This is a genomic window from Nocardia sp. NPDC059236 (assembly GCF_042754085.1).
Classification (GTDB): domain Bacteria; phylum Actinomycetota; class Actinomycetes; order Mycobacteriales; family Mycobacteriaceae; genus Nocardia.
On the sequence record NZ_JBHZAF010000003.1, the window covers coordinates 353,696 to 376,456 of the forward strand.

The 22,761-nt window shown below is 68.6% G+C and carries 22 protein-coding genes; 9 read left to right on the forward strand and 13 right to left on the reverse strand.

Going from position 1 to position 22,761, the window contains the following annotated elements; all coding sequences use genetic code 11:
* Positions 1–143: 143 nt before the first annotated feature.
* Genes cobM through ACFXIV_RS10705 form a run of 4 tightly spaced genes read right to left on the reverse strand, consistent with a single transcriptional unit; the run spans position 144 to position 3,214 of the window.
* On the reverse strand, positions 144–902 hold the full coding sequence (cobM, locus tag ACFXIV_RS10690; RefSeq protein ID WP_379397228.1) for a precorrin-4 C(11)-methyltransferase: 759 nt from the start codon (positions 900–902) through the stop codon (positions 144–146).
* 57 nt (positions 903–959) lie between these two features.
* A complete protein-coding gene (locus tag ACFXIV_RS10695; protein WP_379397226.1) occupies positions 960–1,385 on the reverse strand; it encodes a PPOX class F420-dependent oxidoreductase in 426 nt (141 codons plus the stop codon).
* A gap of 18 nt (positions 1,386–1,403) precedes the next feature.
* Positions 1,404–2,039: a response regulator transcription factor gene (locus ACFXIV_RS10700; protein WP_033090529.1), complete on the reverse strand. Its 636-nt coding sequence runs from the start codon at positions 2,037–2,039 to the stop codon at positions 1,404–1,406.
* The gene (locus ACFXIV_RS10705; protein WP_379397224.1) at positions 2,036–3,214 is read right to left on the reverse strand and encodes a sensor histidine kinase; all 1,179 of its coding nucleotides are present in this window, start codon (positions 3,212–3,214) and stop codon (positions 2,036–2,038) included. The genes ACFXIV_RS10700 and ACFXIV_RS10705 overlap by 4 nt, the downstream gene beginning before the upstream one ends.
* 130 nt (positions 3,215–3,344) lie before the next feature.
* Between ACFXIV_RS10705 and ACFXIV_RS10710 the strand changes: the two genes are divergently transcribed.
* The 3 genes from ACFXIV_RS10710 (at position 3,345) to ACFXIV_RS10720 (ending at position 6,850) form a co-directional block, all read left to right on the forward strand.
* Positions 3,345–4,394: an ABC transporter permease gene (locus tag ACFXIV_RS10710; RefSeq protein ID WP_379397222.1), complete on the forward strand. Its 1,050-nt coding sequence runs from the start codon at positions 3,345–3,347 to the stop codon at positions 4,392–4,394.
* Between the two features lie 35 nt (positions 4,395–4,429).
* Positions 4,430–5,155 (forward strand): ABC transporter ATP-binding protein, encoded by a 726-nt coding sequence (locus tag ACFXIV_RS10715; RefSeq protein ID WP_379397220.1) that lies wholly within the window; start codon positions 4,430–4,432, stop codon positions 5,153–5,155.
* Positions 5,156–5,218: 63 nt separating this feature from the next.
* Complete coding sequence (locus tag ACFXIV_RS10720) at positions 5,219–6,850, forward strand: DUF222 domain-containing protein (RefSeq protein WP_379397218.1); 1,632 nt, start codon at positions 5,219–5,221, stop codon at positions 6,848–6,850.
* 147 nt (positions 6,851–6,997) lie between these two features.
* Here ACFXIV_RS10720 and ACFXIV_RS10725 read toward each other — a convergent pair whose 3' ends face one another.
* On the reverse strand, positions 6,998–7,966 hold the full coding sequence (locus tag ACFXIV_RS10725; protein ID WP_379397217.1) for a helix-turn-helix transcriptional regulator: 969 nt from the start codon (positions 7,964–7,966) through the stop codon (positions 6,998–7,000).
* 92 nt (positions 7,967–8,058) lie between these two features.
* Here ACFXIV_RS10725 and ACFXIV_RS10730 point away from each other — a divergent pair, with 92 nt between their 5' ends.
* The 4 genes from ACFXIV_RS10730 to ACFXIV_RS10745 all read left to right on the forward strand — a co-directional run bounded on the left by ACFXIV_RS10730 (position 8,059) and on the right by ACFXIV_RS10745 (position 11,232).
* Positions 8,059–9,213 carry an epoxide hydrolase family protein gene (locus ACFXIV_RS10730; RefSeq protein WP_379397215.1) on the forward strand — a complete coding sequence of 385 codons (1,155 nt, stop codon included), beginning with the start codon at positions 8,059–8,061 and terminating at the stop codon, positions 9,211–9,213.
* Positions 9,214–9,246: 33 nt separating this feature from the next.
* The gene (locus ACFXIV_RS10735; RefSeq protein ID WP_379397213.1) at positions 9,247–9,828 is read left to right on the forward strand and encodes a TetR/AcrR family transcriptional regulator; all 582 of its coding nucleotides are present in this window, start codon (positions 9,247–9,249) and stop codon (positions 9,826–9,828) included.
* 80 nt (positions 9,829–9,908) lie between these two features.
* Complete coding sequence (locus ACFXIV_RS10740) at positions 9,909–10,670, forward strand: SDR family NAD(P)-dependent oxidoreductase (RefSeq protein ID WP_379397211.1); 762 nt, start codon at positions 9,909–9,911, stop codon at positions 10,668–10,670.
* Positions 10,671–10,806: 136 nt separating this feature from the next.
* The gene (locus ACFXIV_RS10745) at positions 10,807–11,232 is read left to right on the forward strand and encodes a DUF4254 domain-containing protein (protein ID WP_379397209.1); all 426 of its coding nucleotides are present in this window, start codon (positions 10,807–10,809) and stop codon (positions 11,230–11,232) included.
* Between the two features lie 6 nt (positions 11,233–11,238).
* On the opposite strand, the gene ACFXIV_RS10750 is transcribed toward ACFXIV_RS10745, so the two are convergent.
* Genes ACFXIV_RS10750 through ACFXIV_RS10775 form a run of 6 tightly spaced genes read right to left on the reverse strand, consistent with a single transcriptional unit; the run spans position 11,239 to position 19,291 of the window.
* Complete coding sequence (locus ACFXIV_RS10750; RefSeq protein WP_379397207.1) at positions 11,239–13,173, reverse strand: acetoacetate--CoA ligase; 1,935 nt, start codon at positions 13,171–13,173, stop codon at positions 11,239–11,241.
* Between the two features lie 11 nt (positions 13,174–13,184).
* On the reverse strand, positions 13,185–14,018 hold the full coding sequence (locus ACFXIV_RS10755) for an HpcH/HpaI aldolase/citrate lyase family protein (protein WP_379397205.1): 834 nt from the start codon (positions 14,016–14,018) through the stop codon (positions 13,185–13,187).
* Positions 14,015–14,524 carry a MaoC family dehydratase gene (locus tag ACFXIV_RS10760; RefSeq protein ID WP_379397724.1) on the reverse strand — a complete coding sequence of 170 codons (510 nt, stop codon included), beginning with the start codon at positions 14,522–14,524 and terminating at the stop codon, positions 14,015–14,017. Before ACFXIV_RS10760 ends, ACFXIV_RS10755 begins: the two co-directional genes overlap by 4 nt.
* Before the next feature lie 11 nt (positions 14,525–14,535).
* On the reverse strand, positions 14,536–15,696 hold the full coding sequence (locus ACFXIV_RS10765; protein ID WP_379397203.1) for an acyl-CoA dehydrogenase family protein: 1,161 nt from the start codon (positions 15,694–15,696) through the stop codon (positions 14,536–14,538).
* Positions 15,693–17,720 carry a biotin carboxylase N-terminal domain-containing protein gene (locus ACFXIV_RS10770; protein ID WP_379397201.1) on the reverse strand — a complete coding sequence of 676 codons (2,028 nt, stop codon included), beginning with the start codon at positions 17,718–17,720 and terminating at the stop codon, positions 15,693–15,695. The genes ACFXIV_RS10765 and ACFXIV_RS10770 overlap by 4 nt, the downstream gene beginning before the upstream one ends.
* An 8-nt stretch (positions 17,721–17,728) precedes the next feature.
* A complete protein-coding gene (locus ACFXIV_RS10775; protein ID WP_379397199.1) occupies positions 17,729–19,291 on the reverse strand; it encodes a carboxyl transferase domain-containing protein in 1,563 nt (520 codons plus the stop codon).
* A 112-nt stretch (positions 19,292–19,403) separates the two neighbouring features.
* Here ACFXIV_RS10775 and ACFXIV_RS10780 point away from each other — a divergent pair, with 112 nt between their 5' ends.
* A complete protein-coding gene (locus ACFXIV_RS10780; protein WP_379397197.1) occupies positions 19,404–19,994 on the forward strand; it encodes a TetR/AcrR family transcriptional regulator in 591 nt (196 codons plus the stop codon).
* A gap of 220 nt (positions 19,995–20,214) precedes the next feature.
* Here the strand turns inward: ACFXIV_RS10780 and ACFXIV_RS10785 are convergent, their stop codons facing one another.
* Positions 20,215–20,979, reverse strand: coding sequence for an enoyl-CoA hydratase (locus ACFXIV_RS10785; protein ID WP_379399455.1), 765 nt, complete (start codon positions 20,977–20,979; stop codon positions 20,215–20,217).
* A 20-nt stretch (positions 20,980–20,999) separates the two neighbouring features.
* Positions 21,000–21,443 carry an SRPBCC family protein gene (locus ACFXIV_RS10790; protein WP_379399456.1) on the reverse strand — a complete coding sequence of 148 codons (444 nt, stop codon included), beginning with the start codon at positions 21,441–21,443 and terminating at the stop codon, positions 21,000–21,002.
* A 95-nt stretch (positions 21,444–21,538) separates the two neighbouring features.
* On the opposite strand from ACFXIV_RS10790, the gene ACFXIV_RS10795 reads away from it, so the two are divergent.
* Entirely contained in the window at positions 21,539–22,759 is a 1,221-nt protein-coding gene (locus ACFXIV_RS10795) for a TetR/AcrR family transcriptional regulator (protein WP_379399595.1), read from the forward strand.
* Positions 22,760–22,761: the final 2 nt, after the last annotated feature.

The following is a 22,761-nucleotide window of genomic DNA, read 5'->3' on the forward strand; positions in this document are numbered from 1 at the left end:
ATGGGCGCGACCACACCCGTCGGCCGCTGCAGGGCAGCCACAGTCGCAAACTTGGTGACGGACACTCGGTCCAATCTACCGTCAGCGCGCAAGCGACAATAAGAAAGGGCCATAGCCCTTAACTATCATCGCATTTCGTACCTTCAGCCAGTGATGTGCGACCTATCGCGAGCAGGATCGTACAGATGCGACTGGGCACAGTTCAGGGTTTCGGCCAACGCGGGACCGACGAGAATCACAGCCGCCTGCCGCAGTCCGGCCGCCTCCACGCGATCGGCGATATCGGCCAGGGTGCCGCGGAGAACCTGCTGTTCAGGCTGGGTCGCACGGTAGACCACCGCCACCGGGCAGTCCGCGCCGTAGTCGGGAACCAGCTCCTGCGCGAGGGTCCGGATCCGGGTGATGGCGAGATGCAGGATCAGGGTCGCCCGGGTGCGCGCGAAATTTGCCAGCGCCTCCGATTCCGGCATCGCGGTCGACCGCGCCTGCGTGCGGGTCAACACAACCGACTGCACCTGCTCCGGCACGGTGAGCTCCGCACCCAGCAGCGCCGCGGCGGCCGCGTACGCCGGCACCCCGGGCGTCACGTCCCAGGGGATTCCCAGGTCGTCCAGCCTGCGCTTCTGCTCGGTGAGCGCTGAATACAAGGAGGGATCGCCCGAGCACAAGCGCGCGACGTCCTTGCCCTCGGCGTGTGCCCGCGCACAGTGCGCGACGATCTCGTCCAGATCCAGCCGCTGGGTATCGATCAGCTCGGCATCCGGCGCGCAGTGCCCCAGCACCTCGGGATCCAGATAGGTCCCCGCGTACAGGCACACCGGCGACCGCCGCAGCAGCTCGACCGCCCGTACGGTCAGCAGATCCGCCGCCCCCGGCCCGGCCCCGATGAAGTGCACTGTCATCGGCCGAGTCTCGCACACCCGCTCAGGCGAACCGCCCGGCCGCCACCAGCTCCGCGATCAGCCGCTGACCGAGAAGTTGGTGACGATCTTGGTGGGGCGGAGGCGGACCACGAGTTCGCCGGGGACGGCATTGCGCTTGCCGAATTCGTCGGCGCGGCCGGGGCCCATGTAGCGGGCGGCGATGTCGGTAGCGGTGCGGAGCAGTTCGTCCGGGTCCTCGGAGACTTCGGCCACACCCTGGACCTGAACGAAGGAGTACGGGGGTGCGGAGACGTCCACGCAGAGGCTCAGGCGGCCGTCGCGCTGGATCGAGCGGCCCTTGGCCGTGTCCTTGCCGGTGTTGAAGACGATCTCGTCGCCTTCGAGGATGAACCAGACGGGCGCCACCAGGGGGCGGCCGTCGCTCGCCACGAAGGCGAGCTTGCCGGTCCGGGTGCCCTCGGTCAGGAAGTCGCGTACACGCTGATCGGACAGTGAGGCCATGGGCGACACCGTACGACCTCAGATGGCCCCGCGCTCGCGAGCCCGGGCCACGGCGGAGGTTCGGGATTTGACGCCGAGCTTCGAATAGATGTGGACCAGGTGGGATTTCACGGTGGTCTCGGAGAGGAACAGGCGCTTGCCGATCTCCCGGTTGGAATGGCCGTCGGCCACCAGGCGGAGGACCTCGATCTCGCGGGGACTCAAGGTGGTGTCGGGCTTGCGGACTCGCGTCATGAGACGCGAGGCGACCGAGGGCGACAGGACGCTCTCCCCCTCGGCGGCCGAGCGGACGGCGGCCAGCAGTTCGGCGGGCGGGGTGTCCTTGAGGATGTAGCCGACCGCGCCCGCTTCGATCGCGCCGAGGATGTCGGCGTCGGTGTCGTAGTTGGTGACCACCAGGACATTCGGCGGATTCGGGAGATCGCGCAGGGCCGCGGTGGCGTCCGCGCCGGACTTGCCGGGGCCGAAGCGCAGATCCATCAGGACCAGGTCGACGGGGGTGGTCGAGCAGAAGGCCACGGACTCTTCGGCGGTCGCCACCTCGCCCACGACTTCGATATCGTCGCAATCGGTTTCGGCGACGCTGGAGTCCAGCAGCGCGCGCAGGCCCGCGCGGACGATGGCGTGGTCGTCGGCGAGGAGGATGCGGATCATTTCTGCTCCGAGGGGAAGGTGGGCTGCTCCTCCAGGGGGAAGGAGACGGTGACCGCGGTGTGGCCGGGTTCGGATTCGACATCCATGGTGCCGCCCTGCTGCTCCACGCGGCTGCGCATGGCATTGAGACCGAAGCTGCCGGAAGGGGATTCGGCCAGCACCGCGGGATCGATGCCGACGCCGTCATCGACCACGTCCAGGTGCACGGCGTCATCGGCGTAGGTGAGGGTGACCCGCATGCGCTGAGCGTGGGCGTGCCGCACCACATTCGAGACCGCGCCCTGGGTGATGCGGACCAGGGCGGCCTCCATGGACATGGGCAGCGCCTGCGGCTCCCCCTCGACCAGCACCTGAGCATCCAGGCCGGGCGCGGCGGCCCGCTCGGCAATGCGGTGCAGCGCACCGGCGAGGGACTGGCCTTCGAGTGCGGCGGGCGTGAGTTCCGCGATGAGCTGGCGGGTTTCGACCAGGCTGTCGGCGGCGGTCTCGCGGGCCAGCCGGATCTTCTCCAGCGCCGGATGCTCCGGAGCGGCGCGCTCGACGGCGTGCAGCAGCAGTTGAATACTGCTGAGGCCCTGGGCAACCGTGTCGTGGATCTCCTGGGCCAGGCGTTCCCGCTCGGCCATCTTGCCCGCGGTGCGTTCCTGTTCGGCGAGAGTGTTTCTGGTGGCGAGCAATTCGTCGATGAGGCGCTGCCGTTCGGCGGCCTCCCGGAACAGCGCCTGGTAGCCGAGCCCGATGGCCACTGCGACCAGGGCGCCGAGCAGCGGGCCGATCACACCCGCCACCGTCCAGCCGCGGTGTGCGGCGAACCCGACCACCGACACCACCGTGGCCGCGGTCACCGCGAGCAGCCCCCAATTGCGCGGCAGCAGATGGAGATACAGGAAGAACAGTCCGAACACCAGGTACACCGCCAGCGGAGCCACGATCACCAGGCCCAGCCACAGCAGCGTCAACAGGCCCAGCCACACCCGGGCCGCAGGAAGATCGCGACGGAACCGGCCGCCGGCGAAGTAGACGCCGAGAAAGACGCTCGCGAGCACCACGACCGGCACGCGATGCGAACCCGTCAGGAACTCCTGCACCGCCACCACGATGGTGAGCGCCACCACCATGACATGCAGTCCCGCCTGCAGGGCGGAGAAGACCGGGGTGAGTGGCGAGCGGTGCACGCGACCAGCTTATGCCCGGCTATTGCCGCGGCATCCATCGAAAGTAGGAAACGCCGCCCCACCCTTGGCTGGTCCGGGAACCGTCCTGCTCGACGATGGTTTTCGAGGTCCGCGACGACACAGTGGAATCATGTTCGTCGCACTCAGAGATCTGCGGGCCGCCCGCGGCCGCTTCCTCCTCATTTCCCTGGTGGTCACGCTGGTCGCGCTGCTGGTGAGCTTTCTCAGCGGCCTGACGGCCGGATTGGCGCACCAGAACATCTCCGCCATCCAGTCCCTCAACACCGACACGGTCGTCTTCTCCGACACCGGGTCCTCCCCTTCCTTCGACGCGTCCACCTTGAGCACCGAGCAGGTGCAGACGTGGCAGGCGGCGGGCGGCACCGTCGATCCGATCGGCATCAGCCGCACCCGCGCCACCCTCGACGGCGCGTCGCCCACCCAGGTGGCACTGTTCGGCGTCCAGGGCACGCCTTTCGGCAAGCGTGTGGCAACCGATCCGGGCTCGGTGATCCTGTCCAAGGCCGCCGCCAAGGACCTCGACGCCAAGACCGGCGACACCGTCGATCTGGGCTCGGCCTCCTACACCGTGCAGGGCGTGACCGATGACGACTGGTACGCGCACACCCCCGTGGTGTGGATGACGTTGGCGGACTGGCAGTCCCTCAACCCCCACGCGGGCGCGGCCACCATCCTCGCGGTGTCCGGCGTGAGCGATCAGTCCGCGGTGAACGCGACCGCGCACACCACCACGACCAGCAGCAAGGACTCGCTGTCCGCGATGTCGTCGTACCAGGCCGAGAACGGGTCGCTGACCCTGATGACCGTCATGCTGTTCGCCATCTCGGCGCTGGTGATCGGCGCGTTCTTCACGGTGTGGACCGTGCAGCGGCAGCCGGACATCGCGACGCTGAAGGCGCTGGGCGCGACCACCGGCTCCCTGATCCGGGATGCCCTGAGCCAGGCGCTGATCGTGCTGCTGCTCGGTGTCGGCGTCGGTGTCGGCCTGACCGCCGTGGCGGGCGTATTCATGGGCGGCGCAGTGCCTTTCGTGCTCAGTGCGAGCACCACGCTGTTCCCGGCCGCGGCGCTGATCGCGCTCGGTCTGCTCGGCGCGGCCTTCGCATTGCGATTCCTCGTCACCACCGATCCCCTCACCGCCCTCAACCAGGCCCGCTGATGACCACACTCCCCTTGCCTCCCAGGAGCATTGCGATGACCAACGCACTGACCGTTTTGGATCTGACCCTCACCTTCCCGGACGGCACGGACCGCATCACCGCCCTCGACCACGTGAACCTGCGCGTGGGCGGCGGCGAGATCGCGGCCATCACCGGGCCGTCCGGCTCCGGCAAATCGACCCTGCTGGCCACCGTCTCCACCCTGCTGCGCCCGGATTCGGGGCGGGTCGAGCTCGAAACCGCCACGGGCACCATCGATCTCGCCTCGCTGAGCCGGCGCGACGCCGCGACCCTGCGTCGCAGCTCGATCGGCATCGTGTTCCAGCAGTCCAATCTGGTCCCGGCGCTGACCGCCGTCGAGCAGCTCGAGGCCATGGTGCACCTGGGGCAGAGCTGGTTCGTCTCACCCGCCAAGCGGCGCGCAGCTCGGTCGCGCGCACGGGATCTGCTGGCGGCCGTGGGGCTCTCGGGGCACGAGAACAAGCGGCCGGCTCAGCTGTCGGGCGGACAGCGGCAGCGGGTGAACATCGCGCGCGCCCTGATGAACGACCCGTCACTGCTGGTCATCGACGAGCCGACCAGTGCGTTGGATCAGGAGCGCGGGGCGGCCATCATCGATCTGATCGTCGGGATCGTGCGGGAGCATGGAGCGTCGACCTTGCTGGTGACGCACGATCTGTCGCATTTGGATCAGATGGACAGCGTGTATCGAATGGTGGATGGCGTTCTTACACAACATAATACGGCATTGGCTTCTTGAAATATGCAGGGATACCCGACAATTCGGGTTCCTAGGCTATTGCGGCAGCGATAGAATAGAGGCATGAATTCGAAGGGGGAAGTGCTGGAGAGCTGCGGTATCGCCGAATTGGCGACCGCAGTCCAGACCCTTTCGAACACCAGCCTGAAGCAATTCTCCGACGCCGATGTCGTGGAGTTGATGCAGCGCCTGGAAACCTGCAAACGCCAACTGTCCGCGCTGGATTCACGCCTGATCATCGAGGCCGCGGATCGATCCCTGCACGAAACCAGCGGGGCAGGGGACCTGGTGCCGTTCCTGCGCCAGACGTTGGGGTTGTCGAAGTACGACGCGTCGGTGCGAGTGAAGATCACCCGGCAGTGCGGAGAATTCTTCGAACCCACCGGCCACCTGCGCCCGCCCACCCTCGCCGAGACCGCCGAAGCCTATGAAGCAGGCGACATCTCACGCGACCACGTCCGCAACATCATCGACGTGATGAACCACCTGCCCGCCGACATACCCGCCGAATCCCGCGCGGAAGCCGAGCACATCCTCGTCGACCACTCCCGTATCGGCTGGCCCGACGACCTGCCCAAGATCGGCCGCGACATACTCGCCCGCGTCGACCCCGACGGCAAGGTCGTCTCCGACACCGACCGCCGCCGCAAGCGCGGAATCCTGCTGTGCCGCCCCGGCATCGATGGCATGTCCTGGATCGAAGGCTGGATCACCCCCGAACTGCGTACCCTGCTCGATGCCGTCTTCGCGAAGTTCGCGCGCCCGGGCATGTGCAACCTCGAAGACCCCGAAAGCCCCACCGCCACCGCCGGTGTCATCGATTCGAAGGCCCTCGAGGCCGCCGCCCGCCGCGACCGCCGCGACGCCGGTCAGCGCACCCACGACGCGCTGTTCGCGCTGCTGCAGCCCGGCGTCGACCCGGCCAAGCTCGGCTCACACCGCGGCCTGCCGGTGCAAGCTGTCCTCACCATGAACCTCGCCGACCTGGAGCGCGGGGCCGGGGTCGCGACCACCGCCTCGGGCGGCCACGTGAGCATCAACGAGGCGTTGAAGATGGCCGAGGGCACCCGGCCGGTGCTGGCGGTCCTCGATGCCGACGGGCTGCCGCTGTACCTGGGCCGCTGCGAGCGACTGGCCACCCCGGCACAGCGCCTGGCGTTGATCGCCCGCGACAAGGGCTGCACCCGACCGGGATGCGATGCGCCCGCGTCTATGTGCGCGGTGCACCACATCACCGACTGGGCCAAGGGTGGACCCACGGATCTGACCAATCTGACCTTGGTGTGCGATCACTGCCATGCGCTGGTCAATGACAGTGCCGACGGTTGGAAAACCGTTGTGGTGGGCAAGGATTCCCCCTATCGGGGGCGTACTGGTTGGATTGCTCCGAAACGTCTTGACCCCACCGGCATTCCTCGCCTGAACGACAGACATCACGTGGGGCAGCAGGTCGCCACTGCCATCGAATCCAGTTGCCAGAGGTGGGTTCACGGGCCGCGTGATTCCCGCATTCCCGCCAACGCACGAACCCACGAGGCTGGTGACCCCATCCCGGGCAGCACGAATCAACCCAGCCCGTCGGCTCCCTGTCCTCACCACACTGCCGCCCGCCGGAAGGTCGATCCCCGGCTTCACTACCGATCCGCAGTGTCCCCAACGGGCGCAAGCCATCGTGCGGCGACCCCAACCCCGTGATCCGAGGGAATACCTCCTGCAGTAACCCCACATGCGGCTTCAAAGGTGAGGGGGCTGGAAGGTGCAGGCGCGGAGGTGAGCCCGGCCCTCTCCCTTCTCCAGGCATCTCTTGTCTTTTAATCTTTTGATCTTTTGGGTTTTGGTTCTTTAGCTTTTGGCTTCTATTGCGCGGGCGGCGCGATCGCGGATTTTTCGCAGCTCGTCGGTGAGTTGTTGGGGGCTGTGCACTTCGAATTCGACGCCCAGCTCCAGGAGGCGGTGTGCTACCCATTCGGGGAGGTCGTCTCGGGACATGTTCAGGGCGCAGGTGTTTGGTCCGTGCGGGATGATGTCGCCGGGGCCTTCGCCCAGCCGGCCGATTACGGCTTCGGCGGGAGCCGCGATGTCGACCTGGAAGTGCAGGGTTGGGGTGCCCCAGTCGGTTCGCTCGCCGGTTACGTAGGCGGCGGGGTTGGCGGCGGGGAGGTCGCGTGGGGTGAAGCGGGCGCCGGTGGGGTGGAGGCGGTGGATTCGGTCGGCGCGGAAGACGCGCCAGTCGTTGCGGTCGAGGTCGAAGGCGACGAGGTACCAGCGGTGCCGGTGGGGGACCAAGCCGACAGGCTCGGTGTTGCGGCGGGTTTCGGTGCCGTTGGCTGCTTCGTAGGCGAAGCGGATTCGCTCCCTGTTGGTCACGGCTGCGGCCAGGGCGGTGAGGAGCTCCGGGTCGACGGGGGTTGCGCCGGAGCGGGGCGGGACGGTGGCGGCTCCCAAGACTCGCACCCGGCGGCGCAGTTTGGCGGGCAGTACCTGCTCGATCTTGGTGAGCGCCCGGACGGACGCTTCCTCGATGCCGGCGATGGCGGACCCCGCGGCCGCCCGGAGGCCGACCGCGATGGCGACGGCCTCCTCGTCGTCGACCAGCAGTGGCGGCATGGCGGCCCCGGCGACCAGGCGGTAGCCGCCGGTGGCGCCCATGGTGGCCGCGACGGGGTAGCCGAGATCGCGGAGGCGGTCGATGTCGCGGCGCACGGTGCGATCGGTAACGCCGAGGCGTTCGGCGAGTTCGCTGCCGGGCCATTCGCGCGGCGTCTGCAGCAGGGACAGCAGCCGCAGCAGTCGTGCCGACGTGTCGCTCATACCCGCCATCCTCCGCTCGAAGTAGGACGAGAATAGTCCTATATGACTCCTACCGTCGTCCGCGGATCGTCCGCCCGACGTCAGGAGTCACGATGACCAGCACCGATATCCGCCCGTTCCGCATCGCCATCCCGCAGTCCGATCTCGATGACCTCCTCGACCGGCTGGCGCGAGCCCGCTGGACCCGGCAACTCCCGGGACAGAGCTGGGAGCGCGGTGTCCCGGTGGCCTATCTGCGCGAGCTGGCCGAATACTGGCGCACCGAATTCGACTGGCGCGCACAGGAAGCGGCGCTCAATGAATTCCCGCAGTTCCTGACCGAGATCGACGGGCTGGACGTGCACTTCCTGCATGTGCGCTCGGACGACCCGGACGCGCTGCCGCTCATCCTCACCCACGGCTGGCCGAACAGCTTCGTGGAGTTCACGAAAACCATTCCCCTGCTGACGAATCCGCGAGCGCACGGCATGGAGTCGGCACAAGCGTTCCATGTGGTGATCCCTTCGGTGCCGGGTTTCGGATTCTCGGCGGCGCCGCGCGAACCGGGCATGCGGCCGCGGCACGTGGCTCGCATGTGGGTCGAGCTCATGGCCCGCCTGGGTTACGAAAGCTACGGCGCGCAAGGCGGGGATCTGGGTGCGTACGTGGTGCAGGAGATGGCGATCGCGGCCCCCGGCCACCTGGTCGGCGTGCACATCGACGGCGGCATCGGCCTGCCCACCGAGGCGGACGTCCCGACCATGACGGCCGGGGAACGCGCCGAATGGGATCTCATGCAGAAGTGGCAGTCCGGCGTGAATCACCATGTCCTGCTCCGCCAGGCGCCGCAGACCTTCGCGCACGCCTGGACCGACTCCCCCATCGGCCTGCTCGCGTGGCTGGTCCACAAGTTCGACGAGTTCTCCCCGCTGGCCGACCGGCTGGAGGACGCCGTGGACCGCGACCAGCTGCTGACCAATGTCAGCGTCTACTGGTTCTCCGATACCGCCGCCACCTCGTCCTGGCCCATGTACAACGGACTGGGCGACCATGGTTTCGCGTGGCCGTCCGGCCAGAAGCTGGTCCCGGTGGGCGTGTACGCCGGGGGCTCGCCGCTCATGCGCCGGCTCGCCGATCGCGACAACACGATCGTGCACTGGCCCGAGGGCAACACGGGCAACCACTTCCTGGCCATGGACGTCCCCCGGGCGCATGTGGCCGATATTCAGGCCTACTTCGGCAAGATCCACCGAGCCCGCCATATTTGACCGATTGGTCTTGAAAGTCGTAATGTCCTCGCCATGGCGAGGACCAAGGAGTTCGACCCGGACACCATGCTCCGCCGCGCTCTCGAATTGTTCTGGGAGCGCGGCTATGAGGCGACGTCCATGTCGGATCTGGTTGAGCATCTTGGGATTGCGAGGGCGAGCATCTACTCGACCTTCGGCGGCAAGCGCGACCTCTACCTGAAGGCCCTGCAGCGCTACCTCGAGACCACCGATCCGGTGATCATGGACGAGTTGTCGCAGCCGGGTCCGGTCCTGCCCGCGGTGCGCGGACTCCTGCAGCGGTTCGTGCGCGAAGCGTCCAGTCCCGATTCATCTCTGGGCTGCATGGTCGTGAACAGCGCGGTCGAGTTGGCGCACTGCGACGAGGCGGTGGCGCGGCTCGTGGAGTCCAGCTGGGCACACCTCGAAACGACGTTGACTTCCGCGCTGCTGCGCGCCCGCGCACAGGGCGAACTGGCCGCGGACGCGGACCCGCGCGCACTCGCCCGATTCCTTCTCGTCTTCTTCCAAGGAGTCCGCGTCATCGAGCGCACGCCGGATTCGGCTGCACGCCTGCAGGATGCGGCTCGCGTGGCCGTATCCGTGCTCGGCTGAACAGGTTTCCCATTCATCCACAGCTTTCCCCACTGCCCACATTCGAGATCGATCATTCCGAAAAGGAGTTACGAACCGTCATGAGCACTCGATTCGATGACAAAACTGTGCTGATCACCGGCGGCGCGGGCACGATCGCGGGCGCGACCGCCCAGGCCTTCGCCGATCTCGGCGCCACGGTGGTGCTGGCGGGCCGTGATGCGCAGCAGCTGGCCGACGCGGCCGGACGAGTTCGGCCGGCGGGCGGCACGGTGGACTGGGTAGTCGCCGACGTCACCGACGGCTACCAGGTCGCGGCCATGATCGAGGAGGTCGTGCGCCGGCACGGCGGCCTGCACGTGGCCTTCAACAATGCCGGAATTCTGGGCACGCCCGCCCCGGTCGGCGAGCTGGAGGATGCCGACTGGCACCGGGTGCTGGATGTCAACCTGACCGGTGTCTTCCTCTCGATGAAACACGAGATCGCCCATATGCGCGGCAATGGCGGCGGCGTCATCGTGAATATGGCCTCGAATATCGGCACGCACGGCCGCCGTCCAGGTCTGGCGGCCTACGCGGCATCGAAAGCGGCAGTCAGTGTGCTGACACAGACCGCCGCGCGTGACCATATCGGTGACGGCATTCGCATCAATGCGGTCAGCCCGGGTGCGACCGATACGCGAATGTCCTTCCGACCGGGCGAAACTCGCGCGGATCGCGATGCGCGCGTGGCATCGGCAATTCCGCTGGGCCGGGTCGGGGATCCGGCGGAGATCGCGGCGGCCGTGGTGTGGCTGGCGTCCCCGGAATCCGCTTTCGTCATCGGCCACGATCTGGTGATCGACGGCGGCGCTACGGCTTGATCTCACCGTTTGCCCAACGGGTACGGCGAGCTTCCAATAGCGGAATTGAAGTGGGGTGTTGAACCGGCAGACACGTCCCTGTCATCTGCGCTGACTAACGTGCTGGGAATTCGCAGGTCGCGTTATAGGAGTCGCGATGAGGGATACACTGCCATCCAAGAACCAGGTCCTTGAGGCTTGTCGAGGTTCTGGTCAGCCCGGTCATCCACTACTACGCGCGGCGCAGGATCTGACCGCGCTGCACGAGCGCCTGCTCAGTGCCGAACCGGCCCAGCTGATCGAACTCGACACCATCCGGACGGATCTGGTGCATCAGATCGACTGCTGGGTGACCGCGCAATTGCCGCCGTCACATGGCGCGGCCCGGGTGCACACCGAAACCCTGGGTGCGGTCATCGATCGGCTGGCCCGGTTCACCGCCACCGCCTATGCGGCGCTGGCACGCGAATCCGGACGGGAACTCACCATTGCCTGGGAGCACCTGGCCGAATTGGCGGTCGGCTATGAGGACTTGGCATCGGAAGTGTGCACCGGGCGTCGTCGCCTACCCGGTGCACACTGACCCGCCTCACTTCGGCTTGCGCGCGGCGTACCAGTCCAGGAGTTCGGGGACGTCGACGGCCGTGGGGGCCACCACCGTGGACACCTCGGCGCCCTGGAACAGTTTCTTGATCGGCACTTCCAGTTTCTTGCCGGTGCGAGTATGCGGAATGCCGGGTGCCGCGATGATTTCGTCCGGCACGTGTCGCGGGGACACTTCGGCACGAATGGTCGCATTGATGCGGGACCGCAGCTCGTCGGTCAATTCGGTCCCGGGGGTCAGCACCACGAACAACGGCATCCAGTAGCCGCCGTCCGGTTGTTCGGCGCCGATCACCAGTGCCTCGGCGATTTGCGGTATGCGTTCCACCGCCTGATAGATATCGGCGCTGCCCATCCGGATGCCCTGCCGATTCAGAGTGGAATCGGAGCGGCCGTGCACCACGATGCTGCCGTGTTCGGTAATGGTGATCCAGTCGCCGTGCCGCCATACGCCGGGGAACATCTCGAAATAGGCCTCGCGATAGCGGGAGCCGTCGGGATCGTTCCAGAACGACACCGGCATGGACGGCATCGGCTTGGTGATGACCAGTTCGCCGACCTCGTCGCGCACCGGATTGCCCTGCTCGTCCCAGGCGTCCAGGGCCACACCGAGGTACGGGGCGGACAGCTCGCCGGGCCAGACGGGCACGGTGCGGACGCCGCCGATGAAGGCGGACACCACATCGGTGCCACCGCTGATCGAGGCCACCGGCACCTGCTCGCCGACATTGTCGCGCAGCCACAGCGAGGACGACGGGGGCAGCGAGGAGCCGGTGATGCCGACCAGCCGGAGGGCGGACAGATCGTGGTCGGTGCGCGGCACGGATCCGGCCTTGGCGCAGGCCAGGACATAGCCGGGGCTGGTGCCGAGGACCGTCGCGCCGGTACGGGAGGCCAACTGCCACAGCGCATCCGGCGTCGGCGCGCCGGGGCTGCCGTCGTAGCAGACGATGGTCGCGCCCACCAGCAGTCCGGCGACCTGGAAGTTCCACATCATCCAGCTCGGGCTGGTGTACCAGAAGAACGTGTCGTCCGGACCGATATCCGATTGTACGGCAACGGCTTTGAGGTGCTCGAGCAGCACGCCGCCGTGCCCGTGCACGATGCCCTTGGGCTTGCCGGTGGTGCCGGAGGAGTACAGCACCCACAGCGGGTGCGCGAAATCCACCTCCTCGATCGGGAGCACGACGAACTCGTCACCGGGATCGACGCTCTCCCAGGCCAGGGTGTCGGGCACCTCGAGGCCGAGGCGCGGCACCAGCACGGTCACCGCCAGCGAGGGCAGTCCGGCGCGCAGGGCGGCGATATCGGCGGTCTTGTCGTGCGCCTTCCCGCCGAACCGGTAGCCGTCGGCGGTGACCAGCACCTTCGGTTCCAGCTGCCCGAGCCGGTCGAGCGCGGCCTGGGCGGAATAGTCCTGACCGCAGGCGCTCCAGACGGCCCCGATGCTGGCGGTGGCCAGGAAGGCGATGACGGCCTCGGGGATGTTCGGCAGGTACCCGGCGACCCGATCGCCGGGTCCGACGCCCTGCGCGCGCAGGGTGTGGGCGAAGGCGGCGGCGGTGGCGATCAGTGCGGCCCAGGAGATCTCGGTGATCTCGCCGGTCTCGTCGACGGACAGGATGGCGGGCCGGTCGTCGCGGACCTGCCGCATCACCTGCTCGACGTAGTTCAGCGTGGTGCCCGGGAACCACTGTGCGCCGGGCATTTCCGTGCTCCCGAGCACCTCGTCGGACCGCTCGCCGAGATCGAAGTAGTCCCAGATCGCGCCCCAGAAGCCGGGCAGGTCGTCCACCGACCACTGCCACAGGGCTCGATAGTCCGGCAGGGACAGCCCGGTGCGCTTCTCGACGAACAGCGCGAAGCTGGTCACCTGTGCCTCGGCGATGTCCTGATCGCTCGGCACCCACTGTGGTTCCACCGCAATACCTCCTACGACGCGAATCCCGCGCTGCCGGCCGTGGCGGCCCGCTGCACGATTCGCTCGGCATGCCGGATGACCGGCATGTCCACCATGCGCCCCTCGAAGGTGAAGACACCCCGATGGTTCGGCGCTTCCGCCAATAGTCTGCGCGCCCAGTCGACTTCGCCGGGCGTCGGCGCATAGGCGGTCCGGATGACCGGCACCTGGCTGGGGTGGATGGCCACCTTGGCGTCGAAGCCGATGGCGACCGCGTCCTCCGATTCGGCCGCCAGCCCGGTCAGATCCGGAATATCCAGATACACCGAGTCCAGCGCGAACTTGCCGTACGCCTTGGCGGCCAGCAGGGATTGGGAGCGCACGTGCCGCGCCACATCCCGGTAGCCGCCGTCGGCGTGCCGGCTGGAGTTGCCGCCGAGCGCGGCGACCAGATCCTCCGCGCCCCACATGACGCCGATGGCATTGCGCACCATGACCGCCCGCCCGACCGCGAGCGCGCCCAGCGGGGATTCGATGAGCGCGATCACCTCGTAGTCGGTCAGCCGCGTGATCTGTTCGGCCGATTCGCATTTGGGCAGCATGATGCGCCGGTACTCGGTGCGCACCAGGGCGTCCAGGTCGAGCATGTGCTCGAAGGTGCCCGCGGCATTGACGCGGACGACGGTGCGTTCGGGGTCCAGCGGGGTGGCGATGAGCGCCTCGCGGGCCGCCGCCTTGTCGGCCTCGGCGACGCCGTCCTCGAGGTCGAGGATGACCACGTCGGCCGCGGCGAGGGCCTTGCCGTAGCGCTCGGGCCGGTCCGCGGGGCAGAAAAGCCAAGCGGGGCCGGGCATTTCCCAACTCATGCGGGTTCCTCCAGCGGGCTGGATGTCGGGCTCCGTCGCACCAGAGTTTTCCGGGCGGCGGTGGCCACGATGTCGCCGTGCTGATTGCGCCCGGTGTGCGCGAAGGTCACGATGCCCTCGCCCGGGCGGCTCTTGGATTCCCGCAGGTCGGTCACCACGGTCTCGGCGTACAGGGTGTCGCCGTGGAAGAGCGGCTTGGGGAAGGCGATCTCGGAGAAGCCGAGGTTGGCCACGATGGTGCCCTGGGTCAGCTGCGCCACCGACAGGCCCACCAGCGTGGACAGCGTGAACATGGAGTTCACCAGCCGCTGGTGGAACGGCGGCAGCGCGTCGGAGAACGCCGCGTCCAGGTGCAGGGCCTGGGTGTTCATGGTCAGCGTCGTGAACAGCACATTGTCGGCCTCGGTGATGGTACGGCCGGGCCGGTGCTCGTACACGACGCCGATCTCGAACTCGTCGAACCACAAGCCGCGCTGGACGACCCGCTTCACCTCGGCGGTGCCCATTTGTCGCTCGCTCACAGGCCGAGCTCCCGACCGATCAGCATCAACTGCACCTCCGTGGTGCCCTCACCGATTTCCAGGATCTTGCTGTCGCGATAGTGCCGGGCCACAGCATATTCGTTCATGAAGCCGTAACCGCCGAAGATCTGCGTGGCGTCGCGGGCATTGTCCATGGCGGCCTCGCTGGCGACCAGCTTGGCGATGGCGGCCTGCTTCTTGAAAGGCTTGCCGGACAGCATGAGCGCGGCCGCGTCGTAGTAGGCGGTGCGGGCCATGTGGGCGCGCGCCTCCATGCGGGCGATCTTGAAGGCGATGGCCTGGTTGCTGCCGATGGCGCGACCGAAGGCCTCGCGCTCCTTGGCGTAGCGCACGCTCTCGTCCACGCAGCCCTGCGCCGCGCCGACCGACAGCGCCGCGATGGCGATCCGGCCCTCGTCGAGGATGCGCAGGAAGTTGGCGTAGCCGCGGCCGCGCTCACCGAGCAGGTTCTCCGCGGGCACCCGGACGTCGTCGAAGCTGAGCGGGTGGGTGTCGGAGGCGTTCCAGCCGACCTTGTTGTAGGCGGGTTCGGCGGTGAAGCCGGGAGTGTCGGCCGGGACGATGATCGTCGAGATCTCCTTCTTGCCGTCCACGCCCCCGGTGACCGCGGTGACCGTCACCAGCCGGGTGATGTCGGTGCCCGAGTTGGTGATGAACTGCTTGGAGCCGTTGATGATCCAGGTGTCGCCGTCCAGCCGCGCGGTGGTGCGAGTGCCGCCCGCGTCACTGCCCGCGCCGGGCTCGGTGAGGCCGAACGCGCCCAGCGCGCGCCCGCTGGCCAGCAGTGGCAGCCACTCCGCCTTCTGCTTGTCGTTGCCGAAGCGGTAGATCGGCATGGCGCCCAGGGAGACACCGGCCTCCAGGGTGATGGCCACGCTCTGGTCGACCTTGCCGAGCTCCTCGAGGGCCAGGCACAGCGCGAAGTAGTCGCCGCCCATGCCGCCGAACTCCTCCGGGAACGGCAGACCGAACAGGCCCATGTCGGCCATGCCCGAGACCACCTCGTAGGGGAAGCTGTGCTCGGCGTCGTGCTTGGCGGCGACCGGGGCCACCACCTGGTTGGCGAAATCGCGGACGGTGAGGGCGAGTTCGCGGTACTCGTCCGGCAGGGTTCCGGTGGACAGGAAATCGGTCATGACTGGGTGTTCTCCTCGGCGATGATGCGAGCCAGCGGCTGTTCGAGTTTCACCTGCGCGCCGGGCTCGACCAGCAGTTCGACGCGGCCGGCAATGGGTGCGGTGAGGGTGTGTTCCATCTTCATGGCCTCCACGACCACGATGGGCGTGCCCGCGGCGACGAGCTCGCCGTCCGCGGCGGGGGTGGCGATGACCGAACCCGGCATGGGGCTCTGGATCTCGGCATCGCCGACATGGGCGTCGCCGCCGCGGACATCGGCCTCGGCGACCTCGCGCAGCAACGCGGTGCTGGTGCGGTCGGCGACCCAGATCTGACCGGACCCGGTGGCGACGCGGAAGCGGGTGCGCAGGCCGTCGAGGGCCAGCATCAGCGAGTCACCGTCGGATTCCACTGTCAGGACGTGCTTTTCGCTGCCCTCGACCCAGGCCGTCGCCTGCTCCGGGGTCCCGGACAGGTACACGTGGGCGGTGCGGTCGCCGCCGATGAGGCGGATGCCGACGGGTGCGTGCGCGCCGACCCGCCAGCCGGTGGGCTGCTGCCACGGATCGACCGGGGCGGCCGGCCAGCGGCGCAGCCAGAGTTCGGCCGCGGCGGCGATGAACTGCTCGTCGCTGACCGGTTCGGGCGTGAAGTCCACGGCGCGGCGGTCCAGCAGACCGGTATCCAGCTGTCCCGCTCGGACATCCGGGTCGGCGAGCAGGAAGCGACTGAAATCGGTATTGGTGCGCACGCCGAGGATCTGCGTGTCCCGCAGGGCCGCATCGAGTTTGGCGATGGCGGCGGTGCGGTCGGCGGCGTGGGCGATGACCTTGGACAGCATCGGGTCGTAGTCGCTGCCGACCACGGTGCCGGCGCGCAGGCCCGAATCCACCCGTACGCCGGGGCCTTCCGGCTCCGACAGTGCGAGCACGGTGCCGCCGGTGGGCAGAAAGTCGCGGCCCGGGTCCTCGGCGTAGACGCGCGCCTCGATGGCGTGGCCGGTGAGGCGGATGTCGTCCTGCGCGGCCGCCAGCTTCTGCCCGGCCGCGATGCGCACCTGGCATTCCACCAGGTCGACGCCGGTGACCAGCTCGGTCACCGGGTGTTCGACCTGCAGGCGGGTGTTCATCTCCATGAAGAAGAACTCGTCCGGCTGGTCGGCGGAGACGATGAACTCGACCGTGCCCGCGCCGACATAGTCGACACTGCGCGCGGTATTGCAGGCGGCCGCGCCGATCCGGGCGCGGGTCTGCGGATCCAGCAGCGGCGAGGGCGCCTCCTCGATCACCTTCTGGTGGCGGCGCTGCAGGCTGCACTCGCGCTCGCCCAGGTGCAGCACGTGGCCGAACTGATCGGCCAGGATCTGCACCTCGATGTGCCGGGGGCGGGTGACGAAGCGCTCCAGGAACAGGGTGTCGTCGCCGAAGGCCGCGCCGGCCTCGCGGCGGGCGCTGACCAGGGCGGCGGGCAGGTCGGCCGGATCGTCGACCCGGCGCATGCCCTTGCCGCCGCCACCGGCGGACGGCTTGACGAGCACCGGGTAGCCGATCTCCGTTGCGGCGTCGATCAATTCGGCGTCGGTGAGGCCGGGTTTGGCGATGCCGGGCACCACCGGCACGCCGTATTCGGCCACCGCGTTCTTGGCGGTGATCTTGTCGCCCATCACCTCGATGGCGCGGGCAGAAGGGCCCAGGAAGGCGATGCCCGCCGCCTCGAGTGCGGCCGCGAAGGCCGAATTCTCCGACAGGAAGCCGTATCCCGGGTGCACGGCCTGCGCGCCGGAGCGCACGGCGGCCGCGACCACCTTGTCGATGCTCAGGTAGGACTCGCGCGCGGGGGCCGGGCCGAGGCGGACCGCGGTATCGGCCTCGCGCACATGGCGGGCGTCGGCGTCGGCGTCGCTGTAGACCGCGACCGATCGAATTCCCATGGCGCGCAGGGTGCGAATGACCCGCACCGCGATCTCGCCGCGATTCGCGACCAGCACGGTGTCGAAGGCGACGGGTTGCGCCTTGTCGGAGACGAAGGAGGACATCGTGTTCATCAAGGTCATCACATCCGGAAGACGCCGTAGGAGACGGGCTCGAGCGGGGCCTGCGCGCAGACCGAGAGGGCCAGGCCGACAACGGTTCTGGTGTCGGCGGGGTCGATGACGCCATCGTCCCAGAGGCGGGCCGTGGAGTAGTACGGGTTGCCCTGGTGTTCGTACTGCTCCCGGATCGGGGCCTTGAACGCCTCGAGGTCCGCCTCGGACTGGTCACCGCGCACGGTGGCCAGCACGGACGCCGCCTGCTCGCCGCCCATGACCGAGATGCGGGCATTGGGCCACATCCACAGGAAGCGCGGCGAATACGCGCGCCCGCACATGGAGTAGTTGCCCGCGCCGTAGGAGCCGCCGATGACCACGGTCAGCTTGGGCACGCGGGCGCACGCCACCGCGGTCACCATCTTGGCGCCGTGCTTGGCGATGCCGCCCGCCTCGTAGTCGCGCCCGACCATGAAGCCGGTGATGTTCTGCAGGAACAGCAGCGGGATCTGGCGCTTGTCGCACAGTTCGATGAAATGCGCGCCCTTCATGGCGGATTCGCTGAACAGCACACCATTGTTGGCGACGATGCCGACCGGGTGGCCGTGGATGCGGGCGAAGCCGGTGACCAGCGTCTTGCCGTATTCGGCCTTGAACTCCTGGAATTCGCCGCCGTCCACCATGCGGGTGATGACCTCGCGGACGTCGTAGGGGGTGCGCAGGTCCACCGGGACCACGTCGTACAGCTCGTCCTGCGGCGCAATGGGATCCACGGTCGGCGCGACATCCCACGGGGTCGGGGTCTTCGGGCCGAGGGTGGCCACGATATTGCGCACGATGCGCAGCGCGTCCTGATCGCTCTCGGCGAGGTGGTCGGTGACACCCGAGGTGCGCGAGTGCAGATCGCCGCCGCCCAGCTCCTCGGCGGTGACCACCTCACCGGTGGCCGCCTTCACCAGCGGCGGGCCGCCCAGGAAGATGGTGCCCTGATTGCGCACGATGACGGTCTCGTCGCTCATGGCGGGCACGTACGCGCCACCGGCGGTGCAGGAGCCGAGCACCGCGGAGATCTGTGCGATGCCCTTGGCGCTCATGTTCGCCTGGTTGTAGAAGATGCGGCCGAAGTGCTCGCGATCGGGGAACACCTCGTCCTGACGGGGCAGGTAGGCGCCGCCGGAGTCGACCAGGTAGATGCACGGCAGGTTGTTCTGCAGCGCCACCTCCTGGGCGCGCAGGTGCTTCTTGACCGTCATCGGGTAGTAGGTGCCGCCCTTGACCGTCGCGTCATTGGCGATGATCACGCACTCGCGCCCGGAGACGCGGCCGATACCGCCGATGACCCCCGCGCCGGGTGACTCGTCGTCGTACATGCCGTTGGCCGCCAGCGGCGACAGCTCCAGGAACGGGCTGCCGGTGTCCAGCAGCTGGTCCACCCGCTGGCGCGGCAGCAGCTTGCCGCGCGCCAGGTGCCGTTCCCGGGCCCGCTCCGGTCCGCCCAGCGCGCTGACGGCCAGCCGCTCCCGCAGCTCGTCGACCAGCGCCAGATGCGCGGCCCGGTTCCCGGTCCGTGTGCCTTCGGTCAGCGTCATCCGCTCCGCCTCCCCGTTCGGCCTATCCGGCCGCTCGGTTAGTCACCAATAACTGGAAAATAAGATAATCTTCACTAACTGAGTTGTCCAGCACCGGCGAGAGGGAGCCACGGTGAACACTGCGGAAACCGTCACGCTCACCCGTCGTGAGCAGCTCAAAGCCCAGCGTAGGCAGCAGCTGCTGGAGGCGGGGGCGCGGCTCATCGCCGATCGCGGATTCCTGGGCATGCGGCTCGACGACTTGGGCGCAGCAGCCGGGATCAGCGGGCCCGCGGTGTATCGGCACTTCCCCAACAAGGAGGCGCTGCTGGTCGAGCTGCTGGTCGGCATCAGTCAGCGGCTGCTCGACGGCGGCCAGGCCGTGGCCGAACAGGCGGCGTCGCCGCAGGAGGCGCTGAGCGGGCTGGTGGACTTCCACCTCGACTTCGCCCTCGGCGAGCCCGAACTCATCCGGATCCAGGATCGCGACCTGGAGAACCTGCCGGAGTCCGCGCGCCGTCAGGTGCGGCGCACCCAGCGGCAGTACGTGGAGGTCTGGGTGGCGGTGCTGCGTGAACTGCGGCCGGAGCTACTCGAGCAGGCGGCGCGCGTGCAGGCGCACGCGACTTTCGGACTGATCAACTCCACGCCGCACAGCGCGCCGGCCAGCGCGACCCGCGCACGGCCGGTGCTGCGGAAGATGGCGCTCGCGGCTCTGGGGTGAGGTCGGCACTGGGCTGAATTCCCCTGGCGCGGTATGGATGTGGCGCGGGCGGAGATGATCCGCCCGCGCGGAGCGGGGTCGGGCGAGGTGGCCCCGCAGCCCGACGGGCCAGCGACCACGCCATGGCGCGGGGCGCTAGCGGTGGCGGGCCGAATCTCCCCGAGCGCGGTCGGGGATGGTGGCGCGGGCGGCTGTGAATCCGCCCGCGCCACTGTGTTTCTCAGTTCTTCGAACCCGTGATCCGGGTCTGGGCCGCGGCCAGGCGGGCGGCGAACTCCGGGGATTCCAGGGAGGCCAGCTGCGGCACCACCTCGGTGTTCACCGCCTCGGCGTGGGCGGCCAGGGCGCGGGTGGCGCGCATGGTGCGCTTGGTGGTGATGAGCAGTTCGCGCGGGACTTCCGCGGTGGCGGAGGCGAATTCGACGGCGGCGGCCACCAGCGCGGCATGATCGCCGTCGACGACGCGGTGCACCAGACCGGCCTGCGCGGCGGCCTGCGCGTCGAGCACCTCGCCGAACAGCGTCATGGCCGTGGCCTGCTGTGGGCCGACCGCGCGCTGCAGCATCCAGGTCATGCCGCCGCCCGGGTGGATGCCCAGGCGCAGGAAGCGAGCGTCGAAGCGCGCCTTGGGATTCGAGAATCGCACGTCCGCGGCCAGGGCCAGGTTCAGGCCCGCGCCGACCGCCGCGCCGCCGACCGCCGCGACGGTGGGCAGCTTGCAGCGCGCCACCGCCAGGAAGCCCTCGTAGATGCCCCGCAGGCCCTCCTCTTTCGCCTCACCCAGGGCGGTCAGGTTCGCGCCCGCGCAGAAGGCCGGGGGCGTGCCGGTGACCACCAGCGCGTGTACCGAGTCGTCGGCCTCCGCGTCCGCCACCGCGTCCGCGAGATCGGCGGACAGGTCCAGCGTCAACGCATTCCGCTTGTCGGGGTCGTGCACCGTTACGAGCGCCACTGAGTTCAGGCGCTCCACCTTGATCTCCGCCATGGCCCAGATGGTAACCCGCGTTACCGCCCGCCCAACTCGCGCTCCGCGGTTCGCAGCACCATGACGAAGCCGCCGCGCACCACCGGCAGGAAGATCTGCGTCCACAGCGGCGCGAGCACGGGCGCGGCGATCTCGAAGGTGGACGACCAGCGCACCCGGGTGCCGGACGCGACCGGCGCGCAGGTGATGGAACCCTCCTGATGCCGCAGGGGCGGAACGGAATTCAGCAATCGGTAACGCATGAGGCGGGGCGGATCGTATTCCACGATCTCCTCGGTGAGGCGCAGCAGCGGGGTCACCACCAGGCGCACCGCGCCCGCACCGTTGCCCGCGGTATCGCCGGGACGCACCAGGGTGACGCGGCGGACCATCGGGACCCGTTGGTAATTGGCGACATCGGTGAGCCAGTCGAAGACGTCGGGCGGTGCTGCCGCGATGGTGCGTTCGACATCAACCGTGCGCATGCCGGCTCCGTTCTGATGGACGCGGATCCTGTGGGCAGCCTACGAGATCGGCGGCGTCGCGTCGACGGAAATGCCTGGTGACTACGATTGCGAATATGACCGTCGAGGAGCAGCCGCAGCGCGTGATCCGCCGCCGCCCGAAGAACCGGCGCGCCCAGATCGCCGCCACCTCGGCCGCCGCCTTCGGTTCGCTGGGCTATCACGGCGTCAGCATGGAGGACATCGCCGCGCGGCTCGGCATTTCCTCGGCCGCACTGTATCGCCACTATCCGAGCAAATACGCGCTCTTCCGCGAGGAGTTGCTGCGGCTGGCGCGGCTGACCACGGAGGCCGCCACCCCGCCCGACGAGTCCGAGGGCCTGTCCCCGCGCGAACGGCTGGACCGGGTGCTGGACCGGTTGATCGCCGAGACCATCGCCAATCGCGCCACGGTCACCCTGGTGCGCTGGGAGCGCCGCTACCTCGACGACACCGACCGGCAGACCCTCGAGGAGCAGTTCACCGCGGCGCTGACCACCCTGCGCGGGCTCATCGCGGATGTGCGGCCCGAACTGGACGGGCACAGTCGCGCGGTGCGGGCGGTGTCGATACTCAGCGTCATCTCCAGCATTGGCGACCATCACGCCTCGCTGCCCGCGAAATCGCTGACGGCCCTGCTACATTCGGCCTGCGACGCCATCATCGCGACCGAGCTGCCGCCCGAGGGCACCGTCGCCGAGCCGCCCCGGGCGGTCGAGATTCCGCAGAGCTTCAAGCACGAGCTGCTGCTCAAGAAGGCCGTCGAGCTGTTCCACGCGCGCGGCTATCCGAACGTGAGCGTGGAGGACATCGCGGCGGCGGCGGATCTGTCGGCGGCCTCGGCGGTGTACCGCTACTACCGCAGCAAGGGCGATCTGCTGGCCGCCGCGTTCCGCCGGGCGGCGGATCGGGTGTCGGGGGCGATCGGGCCGGCGGTGGCGTCCTCGTCGAGTCCGGCCGAGGCGATGAGCAAGCTGGTCGACCTGTACGTCGCGGGGTCGTTCGCCGAACGCGAGCTGACCTTCGTGTACTACGCCGAGTTCGGGCACGTCGCCGCCGAGGAGCGCACCATGCTGCGCAATGTGCAGCGGCTCATCGTGACCGAGTGGGTGCGGCTGCTGGTGGCGGTGCGCCCGGAACTGTCCGAGGGCGAGGCGCGCATCCTGGTGCAGGCCGCCTTCGGTCTGGTGGTGGACCTGGGCCGGGAGTTCGGCGGGTATCCGGCGATCTGCCCGCAGCCCAGGGTGATCCGGCTCATGGAGGTCACCCTCTTCGGAGCCGGGACGCCGGAGTCCTGAGG

Excerpts from the sequence above, each read along its gene's own strand:
- ACFXIV_RS10775 (WP_379397199.1), bottom strand. The coding sequence starts at position 19,291 with ATGACGCTGACCGAAGGCACACGGACCGGGAACCGGGCCGCGCATCTG.
- ACFXIV_RS10695 (WP_379397226.1), bottom strand. The coding sequence starts at position 1,385 with ATGGCCTCACTGTCCGATCAGCGTGTACGCGACTTCCTGACCGAGGGC.
- ACFXIV_RS10715 (WP_379397220.1), top strand. The coding sequence starts at position 4,430 with ATGACCAACGCACTGACCGTTTTGGATCTGACCCTCACCTTCCCGGAC.
- ACFXIV_RS10745 (WP_379397209.1), top strand. The coding sequence starts at position 10,807 with ATGAGGGATACACTGCCATCCAAGAACCAGGTCCTTGAGGCTTGTCGA.
- ACFXIV_RS10790 (WP_379399456.1), bottom strand. The coding sequence starts at position 21,443 with ATGCGCACGGTTGATGTCGAACGCACCATCGCGGCAGCACCGCCCGAC.
- ACFXIV_RS10795 (WP_379399595.1), top strand. The coding sequence starts at position 21,539 with ATGACCGTCGAGGAGCAGCCGCAGCGCGTGATCCGCCGCCGCCCGAAG.
- ACFXIV_RS10720 (WP_379397218.1), top strand. The coding sequence starts at position 5,219 with ATGAATTCGAAGGGGGAAGTGCTGGAGAGCTGCGGTATCGCCGAATTG.
- ACFXIV_RS10755 (WP_379397205.1), bottom strand. The coding sequence starts at position 14,018 with ATGAGTTGGGAAATGCCCGGCCCCGCTTGGCTTTTCTGCCCCGCGGAC.
- ACFXIV_RS10725 (WP_379397217.1), bottom strand. The coding sequence starts at position 7,966 with ATGAGCGACACGTCGGCACGACTGCTGCGGCTGCTGTCCCTGCTGCAG.
- ACFXIV_RS10700 (WP_033090529.1), bottom strand. The coding sequence starts at position 2,039 with ATGATCCGCATCCTCCTCGCCGACGACCACGCCATCGTCCGCGCGGGC.
- ACFXIV_RS10740 (WP_379397211.1), top strand. The coding sequence starts at position 9,909 with ATGAGCACTCGATTCGATGACAAAACTGTGCTGATCACCGGCGGCGCG.
- ACFXIV_RS10710 (WP_379397222.1), top strand. The coding sequence starts at position 3,345 with ATGTTCGTCGCACTCAGAGATCTGCGGGCCGCCCGCGGCCGCTTCCTC.
- ACFXIV_RS10735 (WP_379397213.1), top strand. The coding sequence starts at position 9,247 with ATGGCGAGGACCAAGGAGTTCGACCCGGACACCATGCTCCGCCGCGCT.
- ACFXIV_RS10765 (WP_379397203.1), bottom strand. The coding sequence starts at position 15,696 with ATGACCGATTTCCTGTCCACCGGAACCCTGCCGGACGAGTACCGCGAA.
- ACFXIV_RS10730 (WP_379397215.1), top strand. The coding sequence starts at position 8,059 with ATGACCAGCACCGATATCCGCCCGTTCCGCATCGCCATCCCGCAGTCC.
- cobM (WP_379397228.1), bottom strand. The coding sequence starts at position 902 with ATGACAGTGCACTTCATCGGGGCCGGGCCGGGGGCGGCGGATCTGCTG.
- ACFXIV_RS10785 (WP_379399455.1), bottom strand. The coding sequence starts at position 20,979 with ATGGCGGAGATCAAGGTGGAGCGCCTGAACTCAGTGGCGCTCGTAACG.
- ACFXIV_RS10760 (WP_379397724.1), bottom strand. The coding sequence starts at position 14,524 with ATGGGCACCGCCGAGGTGAAGCGGGTCGTCCAGCGCGGCTTGTGGTTC.
- ACFXIV_RS10770 (WP_379397201.1), bottom strand. The coding sequence starts at position 17,720 with ATGAACACGATGTCCTCCTTCGTCTCCGACAAGGCGCAACCCGTCGCC.